Raw genomic sequence first — 8,161 nt, forward strand, 5'->3', positions numbered from 1 at the left:
TTGACCTCAGCGCTGATGACGGATGCGTGGGTTGGCAAAGCCGTAGAGGATGTCCACCACGAAGTTGACCAGAATCACCAGGCAGGCGATTAACAGGATGCCGTTTTGCACCACCGGATAGTCCCGGGCGCCGATGGCTTCGATCAGCCATTTACCGATGCCGGGCCAGGAGAAGATGGTTTCGGTCAGGACCGCACCGGCCAGCAAAGTACCGACTTGCAGACCTACAACCGTCAGCACCGGAATCAGTGCGTTGCGCAGACCATGCACGAACACCACGCGCGACGGCGACAGGCCTTTGGCCTTGGCCGTGCGGATGTAGTCTTCGCGCAGCACTTCGAGCATCGACGAACGGGTCATCCGCGCGATTACCGCCAGCGGAATGGTGCCGAGCACGATCGCCGGCAGGATCAGGTGATGCAGGGCGTCGAAGAACGCGCCGACGTCATCGGCCAGCAGCGTGTCGATCAGCATGAAGCCGGTTTTCGGCTCGATGTCATACAGCAGGTCGATGCGCCCGGACACCGGGGTCCAGCCCAGGCTCACCGAGAAGAACATGATCAGGATCAGGCCCCACCAGAAGATCGGCATCGAATAGCCCGCGAGGGAGATGCCCATCACCCCGTGGTCGAACAGCGATCCTCGTTTGAGTGCCGCGATCACTCCGGCCAGAAGCCCGAGGATGCCAGCGAACAGCAGGGCGGCCATGGACAGTTCCAGGGTCGCCGGGAAAAGAGAGGTGAACTCGGTCCACACGCTTTCACGGGTACGCAACGACTCACCGAGATCGCCCTGGGCCAGTTTGCCGATGTAGTCCAGATACTGGGCATACAGCGGCTTGTTCAGCCCCAGGCGTTCCATTGCCTGAGCGTGCATTTCGGGGTCGACCCGACGTTCGCCCATCATCACTTCCACGGGGTCGCCCGGAATCATGCGAATCAACGCGAAAGTCAGCAAGGTGATGCCGAAAAACGTGGGGATCAACAACCCCAGTCGGCGGGCAATAAAACTAAACATCTTGTGTGGTACCTCATCAGCCGGTTAGGCGTGTCCGGCGTCCCTCAGGTAAGGGACGCCGGGCGTTTCTTATCTACTTCACCTGGGTGGTGGCGAAGTTATTAGTGGTGAGAGGGCTGATGTGGTAGCCCTCTACATTGTTGCGCATTGCAGTGAACATCCGAGTATGGGCCATGCTTATCCATGGCTGGTCCTGATTAAACAGCACTTGGGCCTGTTCGTAGAGCGCGGCGCGTTCGGCCGGATCTACTTTAGCCCGCGCTTCATCCAGCAGTGCCTGGAATTTCTCGTTGCACCAGCGTGCGTAGTTTTCGCCGTTCTTGGCGGCCTCGCAACTGAGCATAGGCGTCAGGAAGTTATCCGGGTCGCCGTTGTCGCCCGCCCATCCGGCCGAGACCATGTCGTGCTCGCCGGCCTTGGCGCGCTTGAGCATCTCGCCCCATTCCATCACGCGGATGTCGATCTTGATCCCGACTTTCGCCAGGTCAGCCTGCATCATTTGCGCGCCGAGCATCGGGTTGGGGTTGGTCGGACCGCCGCCGTTACGGGTGAACAGGGTGAAGGTGGTGCCTTCCGGAACCCCGGCTTCCTTGAGCAGGGCGCGTGCCTTGTCCAGGTCCCGTGGCGGGTTTTTCAGATCATGGTTGTAGCCGAGCAGGGTCGGCGGGTACGGGTTGACCGCCACCGACGCGTTACCCTTGCCGAACAGCGCGTTGACGTAGGCTTCCTTGTCGAACGCGATGTCGATGGCTTTGCGCACGCGCACGTCGCTCATGTACTTGTGCTGGGTGTTCATGGCGATGTACGAAACGGTCATCGCGTCCAGCTCGTCGACTTTCAGCTTGCTGTCTTTCTTGATGCTCGGGATGTCATCCGGTTTCGGATACAGCGCGATCTGGCACTCGTTGGCCTTGAGCTTTTGCAGGCGCACGTTGTTGTCGGTGGCGATCGCCAGGATCAACGCGTCGGCCGGTGGCTTGCCACGGAAGTAATCCGGGTTGGCCTTGAAACGCACCTGCGCATCCTTGGCGTAACGCTGGAAGATGAACGGGCCGGTACCGATCGGCTTGTTGTTCAGATCGCCAGTCTTGTTGGCCTTGAGCAACTGGTCGGCGTATTCGGCCGGGTAGATCGACGAGAAGGCCATGGCGATGTCGGCCAGGAACGGCGCTTCGCGACGGGTCAGGGTGAACTTGACCGTGTTGTCGTCGACTTTTTCTACGCTTTTGAGCAGTTCCTTGAAGCCCATGCTTTCAAAGTAGGGGAAGCCCACGCTCGACAGTTTGTGCCACGGGTGATTCGGGTCCAGCTGACGCTGGAAGCTCCAGACCACGTCGTCGGCGTTCATGTCGCGGGTCGGCTTGAAATATTCGGTGGTGTGAAACTTGACGCCTTTGCGCAGGTGGAACGTGTAGGTCAGGCCGTCCTCGCTGATGTCCCACGACTCGGCAAGTGCCGGGATCACTTCAGTGGTGCCGGGCTTGAAATCGGCCAGGCGGTTGAAGATGGTTTCGGCCACAGCGTCCGCCGTGACTGCAGTTGTGTACTGGACCATATCGAAGCCTTCCGGGCTGGCTTCGGTGCAGACCACCAAGGGTTTGGCCGAGGCGCCAACGGCGACACTCAGCAACGCAGCCGCGATGGCCGCACGTAGGGGAAGCATTTTCATCGATAACCCTCTGCAATCGGTTGAAGACAGAAAACCGAACGGCCGACTCATCATGAGTCAGCCGTCGGTTGGCGTTTTTACAGAATGTTGAACGGGATGGTGGTTACGAGACGGAACTCGTTGATGCTGCCGTCAGCCTGGTTTTCGCTGGCACGGTGAGCGGTGTAAGTGCCGCGAATGGTCGTGGCCTTGAGCGGGCCGCTCTGTACTGCGTAGGTTGCACCTACGCCGTATTCATAGTGGTGCTCGCCATCCATCGCCTGCACGCCATCGTAGCCGCCACCCTTGTAGTGAGTGCCGTCGATGCCCCAGCCGCGTGCCTGGTAGATGTTGAATTTCAGGCCTGGTACACCGTACTCAGCCATGTTGAGACCGTAGGAAACCTGGAAGGACTTCTCGTTCGGGCCGTTGAAGTCCGAGAGCAGGGAGTTGGCCAGGTAGATACCGTTGGTTTCGTGCAAGTAGTCGAAGTACTCGTTACCGTTCACTTCCTGGTACGAGAACGTCACGGTGTGGGCCTGATGAGTCAGGCCAAACGACAGCGAGTAGGTGTCGTTGTCGATGTCGCCGAGCAGTTTTTTGCCTTCGTCGACGGTCTTGTAGTAGTTCAGACCGGTGGTCAGGCTCAGTACCGAGCTGTCACCCAAAACGTGGGTAGCGCCGAAGTAGTACTGGTTCCACAGGTCTTCGGCCTGGGTGCCCCACAGGCTGGTGGTCAGGCTGGCGAACGGCTGGTAGGAAATACCGGCGGTGTTGACGTGATCGGCTTCAGCGTTGATGTCACCGTATTCGGAGCGGAACTTGCTCAGGCTTTCTTCGGTACGTGGCGAAACGCGGTCGAAGGTTGCGACGTCGAACGCCAGGTTGTTCAGCTCTTCGCTGTGGATCGCGATACCTTCGAAGCTCGATGGCAGCGGACGGTTACCGATCACGTCGACTTGCGGGCTGCTGAAGTTCATGCGGCCGGCGGTCAGGGTGGTGTTGGAGATGCGCGCCTTGACGTTGGCCAGGCCCAGCTTGCTCCACTGGCCGACAGCGTCACCGCCTTCACGGGTCAGGGTCCGGTTGTTGCCTGCGCCTGGGCGAGTGCCTGGAGCGCCGCCGTTGTTTGCGGCGAGGTTCTCGCGGTCGCGCTCAAGGGCGATCGCGTTGTAAGCAGCCACTTCGGTGCTGAAGCCGACAGTACCTTCGGTGAAGCCCGAGTTGTACTTGATGATCGTGCCTTGGACCCAGTTGATCCGGCGATCGGTTTCGGTGGACTGGCCATTCTTGCGGTAAGCGAACTTGCCGCCACGCTTGAGTTGTTCGTTGGCGTACCAGTTACGGGTCGAACCGCTGATCGATTGCCCTTCGAGGAAGCCGGTGGCTTCGGCCTGGGCGCTCTTCTCGTTGACGGTCACCGGAGTGAACGCCTGGCTCTGGGTTTCCGCATAAGCCGTGGCGGTGATGCTGCTGATGGCCAGGGCCAGTATCGCGGTGCTGCTCAGTTTCATGGGTGAAGCTCCTTTACTTTCTTTTTATCCCGGCTTTTTTTGGTATGCCGGTTATTGGTTTAGAACTCGTTCACACATCGCAAACGTTTGCAATAAGCCGGATTGGCGAATTTAGGCAAAGCGCTTGCGTGAGGGGAGTAGACGGCTCCCCTCAGCATTGCGGCTAATCGGTTGGTTTAATCGATACTGACACCCGAGAACACGTTGCGGCCGAACGGGCTGACTTTGAACCCTTCGACCCGGGTGCTTAACGGCTGGTTGACCGTCGAGTGGGCGACAGGCGTGATCGGCACTTGCTGTTTAAGCAATTGCTGGGCCTGTTTATAAAGCACGGTGCGCTGGTCGCGGTCGGTGACGACCTTGGCCTGTTTGATCAGCTTGTCGTACGCCGGATCGCACCACATGGAGTAGTTGTTGCCACCGATGGCGTCGCAGCTGTACAGCGTGCCCAGCCAGTTGTCCGGGTCCCCGTTGTCACCGGTCCAGCCGATCAGGCTGACGTCGTGCTCGCCGTTCTTGGTGCGCTTGATGTACTCGCCCCATTCGTAGCTGACGATCTTCACTTTCAGGCCGATCTTGGCCCAGTCGGACTGGAGCATCTCGGCCATCAGTTTGGCGTTCGGGTTGTATGGACGCTGCACCGGCATCGCCCACAGGGTGATCTCGGTGCCTTCTTTCACGCCGGCGGCCTTGAGCAGTTCCTTGGCTTTTTCCGGGTTGTAGGCAGCGTCCTTGATGGTGTCGTCGTAGGACCACTGTGTCGGTGGCATGGCGTTGACGGCCAGTTGGCCGGCGCCTTGATAAACAGCGTTGAGAATTCCCTGTTTATTCACCGCCATGTCCAGCGCCTGACGCACTTCCAGTTGATCGAATGGCTTGTGGCGCACGTTGTAGGCGATGTAGCCGAGGTTGAAGCCCGGCTTGGAAATCAGTTGCAGTTTCGGGTCGGCCTTCAGTGCTTCAACATCGGCAGGGCGCGGGTGCAGGGTGATCTGGCACTCGTTGGCCTTGAGCTTCTGCACGCGTACCGAAGCGTCGGTGTTGATCGCAAAAATCAGGTTCTTCAGCTTGACCCGGCTCGGATCCCAGTACTGCGGGTTGCCGGTATAGCGGATGTTCGAGTCTTTCTGGTAGCTCTTGAATACGAACGGCCCGGTGCCGATCGGCTTCTGGTTGATGTCGCTCGGCTTGCCGTCGGCGAGCAGCTTGTCGGCGTATTCGGCAGACAGAATCGAAGCGAAGCTCATCGCGATGTTCTGGATGAACGCCGCATCGACGCTGTTGAGCGTGAACTCCACGGTCAGCGGCCCGGTCTTCTCGACCTTGGCGATGTTCTTGTTCAGGCTCATCCCGTTGAAGTACGGAAACTCGGTGGGGTAGGCCTTGCGGAACGGTTGTTGCGCATCGAGCATGCGAGTGAACGTGAACACGACATCGTCAGCGTTGAAATCGCGGCTCGGCTTGAAGTAAGGGGTTGTATGAAATTTCACGCCTTCACGCAGGTGAAAGGTGTATTTCAGGCCATCTTCGGAAATGTCCCACTTGGTCGCCAGGCCCGGTACGACATTGGTCGCGCCTTTTTCGAACTCGACGAGGCGGTTGTACAGCGGCTCGGCGGCGTCGTTGTCGGTGGCCGTCGTGTATTGCGCGGTATCGAAACCCGCCGGGCTGCCTTCCGAGCAAAACACCAGGCTGTCGCTGGCGGCGTAGCTTGCAGACGTGGCGGCCAACAGGCCGGCGCCCAACAGTGCGGAAAAAATCAAGGTATGGCGCATGACGCTCCCTCTTTTTAGTGTTGTGCAATGCGTCAGGGTCCCTATCCCGGGACTTTCTGGTCGCATTGAGCTCAATCCAATACGTACGGCAAAACCGGTGGCCCACGCAGACACTGGTCAGTACGCGACGGTAGGCACCGTGCCTCTGGCAGTAAATACGTAATTGCCTTAATGCTCGTAGGAAAAGTCGACGCGCCTATACCGAAGCAATCATCTGCGGCGGATTTGGGTGTAGGCCTTTTCCTTTTTTCCGGTAGATAAAGCAACGGCGACGTCAGAAACGCCGCCGTTGCAATGTCTTACTTGCTGACGCTGACGCCGTAGAAGGAATTCAGGCCAAATGGGCTGATCTTGAAATCCTGCACGTTGGCGCGCATGGGTTGATACACCGTCGAGTGAGCGATAGGTGTCATTGGAACTGCATCTTTGAGGACGTGTTGCGCCTGTTTGTACAGCTCGGTGCGCTTGCCCTGGTCGGTAGTGCGTTTGGCTTCTTTCACCAGGCCGTCGAACTTCTTGTCGCACCACTTGGAGAAGTTGTTGCCGCTCAGCGAGTCGCAGCCGAACAGAACGTTGAGCCAGTTGTCCGGATCACCATTGTCACCGCTCCAGCCAATGATCATGGCCTGGTTCTCGCCACCTTTGGAGCGCTTGATGTACTCGCCCCACTCGTAGCTGGTGATCTTCACTTTCAAGCCGATCTTGGCCCAGTCGGACTGGAGCATTTCAGCCATCAGTTTGGCGTTCGGGTTGTACGGACGCTGCACCGGCATCGCCCACAGGACGATCTCGGTACCTTCCTTGACGCCGGCTTCCTTGAGCAGCTGTTTGGCTTTCTCAGGATCGTACTTGGCATCCTTGATGGTGGTGTCGTAGGACCACTGGGTCGGCGGCATGGCGTTGACCGCCAGTTGCCCCGCGCCCTGGTAAACCGAATCGATGATCTGCGGCTTGTTCACGGCCATGTCCAGTGCCTGGCGCACGCGCAGGTCAGCCAGTGGGTTGGCCTCGTTGCTGCCCTTGACCTTGTCCATCACGTTGTAAGCGATGTAGCCGAGGTTGAAGCCGGCCTGATCCGGCATCTTCAGCGACTTGTCTTCTTTCAGCGCTTTCAGATCGGCCGGACGCGGGAACAGGGTGACCTGGCACTCGTTCTTCTTCAGCTTCTGGATACGCACCGATGGGTCGGTAGTGATGGCGAAGATCAGGTTGTCGATCTTCACGTCTTCAGGTTTCCAGTAATCCTTGTTGCCGGTGTAACGGATGTTCGAGTCTTTCTGGTAGCTCTTGAACACGAACGGGCCGGTGCCGATCGGCTTCTGGTTGATGTCGGCGGCTTTGCCATCCTTGAGCAGTTGGGCCGCGTATTCGGCGGACTGCACGGACGCGAAGCTCATGGCCATGTTCTGGATGAACGCGGCATCGACTTCTTTCAGAGTGAACTTGACGGTGTGGTCGTCGACTTTATCGATCTTGGTGATGTTGGTGTCCATCCCCATGTCGGTGAAGTACGGGAATTCGGTCGGGTACGCCTTACGGAACGGGTCGTCCTTGTTGATCATGCGGTTGAACGTAAACAGCACGTCGTCGGCGTTGAATTCACGAGTCGGCTTGAAATACGGGGTGGTGTGGAACTTGACGCCTTCGCGCAGGTGGAAGGTGTAAGTCAGGCCATCATCGGAAATGTCCCACTTGGTCGCCAGGCCAGGAATCACGGCGGTGCCGCCGCGCTCGAACTGGGTCAGGCGGTTGAACATGGTTTCGGCTGAGGCGTCGAAGTCGGTTCCGGTGGTGTACTGGCCTGGATCAAAACCGGCCGGGCTCCCTTCGGAGCAGAACACCAGGTTAGTCGCAGCGGTGGCGAAAGGTGCGGAGGCTAACAAGCCTGCGCCGACTAGAAACGGAATGACCGCGTGTTTAAGCATGTTGGCCTCATGATTTGTTGTCATTTTTTAGTTGTGAGGTACGACCTCGTGAGTCGTGCCTGCGGATACTTATGCAGGCCCCATACCCAATGCAAGATCCAGAGCGGTCGGCGGCGTTAAACGGTGGCACGAACGTACCTTAATGTCGCATCCGTATAACTTTTGACGCATTTGACCGTTTGCGGGTGGTTTTTGCGGTGCATTCGCGGCACTGAAATGGTGCGCCGGTCTTGTTCTGTGCGCTTGGGTGGGGCTTGGTGTTACTTATTTATACCCTTGGGG

At 58.4% G+C, this 8,161-nt stretch carries 5 protein-coding genes; all 5 read right to left on the bottom strand.

The features are described from left to right. Window positions 1-6: 6 nt before the first annotated feature. The 5 genes from J5M66_RS22655 to J5M66_RS22675 all read right to left on the bottom strand — a co-directional run bounded on the left by J5M66_RS22655 (window position 7) and on the right by J5M66_RS22675 (window position 7,879). Entirely contained in the window at window positions 7-1,017 is a 1,011-nt protein-coding gene (locus J5M66_RS22655) for an ABC transporter permease subunit (protein ID WP_016771720.1), read from the bottom strand. Between the two features lie 73 nt (window positions 1,018-1,090). Further along, window positions 1,091-2,686, bottom strand: coding sequence for an ABC transporter substrate-binding protein (locus J5M66_RS22660; protein ID WP_073473823.1), 1,596 nt, complete (start codon window positions 2,684-2,686; stop codon window positions 1,091-1,093). 77 nt (window positions 2,687-2,763) lie between these two features. Beyond that, window positions 2,764-4,179, bottom strand: coding sequence for an OprD family porin (locus J5M66_RS22665; RefSeq protein WP_122508211.1), 1,416 nt, complete (start codon window positions 4,177-4,179; stop codon window positions 2,764-2,766). Between the two features lie 176 nt (window positions 4,180-4,355). Then, window positions 4,356-5,954 (bottom strand): ABC transporter substrate-binding protein, encoded by a 1,599-nt coding sequence (locus J5M66_RS22670; RefSeq protein WP_024011591.1) that lies wholly within the window; start codon window positions 5,952-5,954, stop codon window positions 4,356-4,358. 299 nt (window positions 5,955-6,253) lie between these two features. After that, on the bottom strand, window positions 6,254-7,879 hold the full coding sequence (locus J5M66_RS22675; protein WP_016771716.1) for an ABC transporter substrate-binding protein: 1,626 nt from the start codon (window positions 7,877-7,879) through the stop codon (window positions 6,254-6,256). Between the last annotated feature and the right edge of the window lie 282 nt (window positions 7,880-8,161).

It is taken from the genome of Pseudomonas sp. 67(2021) (genome assembly GCF_017491835.1).
Taxonomy (GTDB): domain Bacteria; phylum Pseudomonadota; class Gammaproteobacteria; order Pseudomonadales; family Pseudomonadaceae; genus Aquipseudomonas; species Aquipseudomonas atacamensis.

Bases quoted from the DNA above. Each gene is read 5' to 3' on its own strand.
- J5M66_RS22655 (WP_016771720.1), bottom strand. From the start codon at position 1,017: ATGTTTAGTTTTATTGCCCGCCGACTGGGGTTGTTGATCCCCACGTTT.
- J5M66_RS22660 (WP_073473823.1), bottom strand. From the start codon at position 2,686: ATGAAAATGCTTCCCCTACGTGCGGCCATCGCGGCTGCGTTGCTGAGT.
- J5M66_RS22665 (WP_122508211.1), bottom strand. From the start codon at position 4,179: ATGAAACTGAGCAGCACCGCGATACTGGCCCTGGCCATCAGCAGCATC.
- J5M66_RS22670 (WP_024011591.1), bottom strand. From the start codon at position 5,954: ATGCGCCATACCTTGATTTTTTCCGCACTGTTGGGCGCCGGCCTGTTG.
- J5M66_RS22675 (WP_016771716.1), bottom strand. From the start codon at position 7,879: ATGCTTAAACACGCGGTCATTCCGTTTCTAGTCGGCGCAGGCTTGTTA.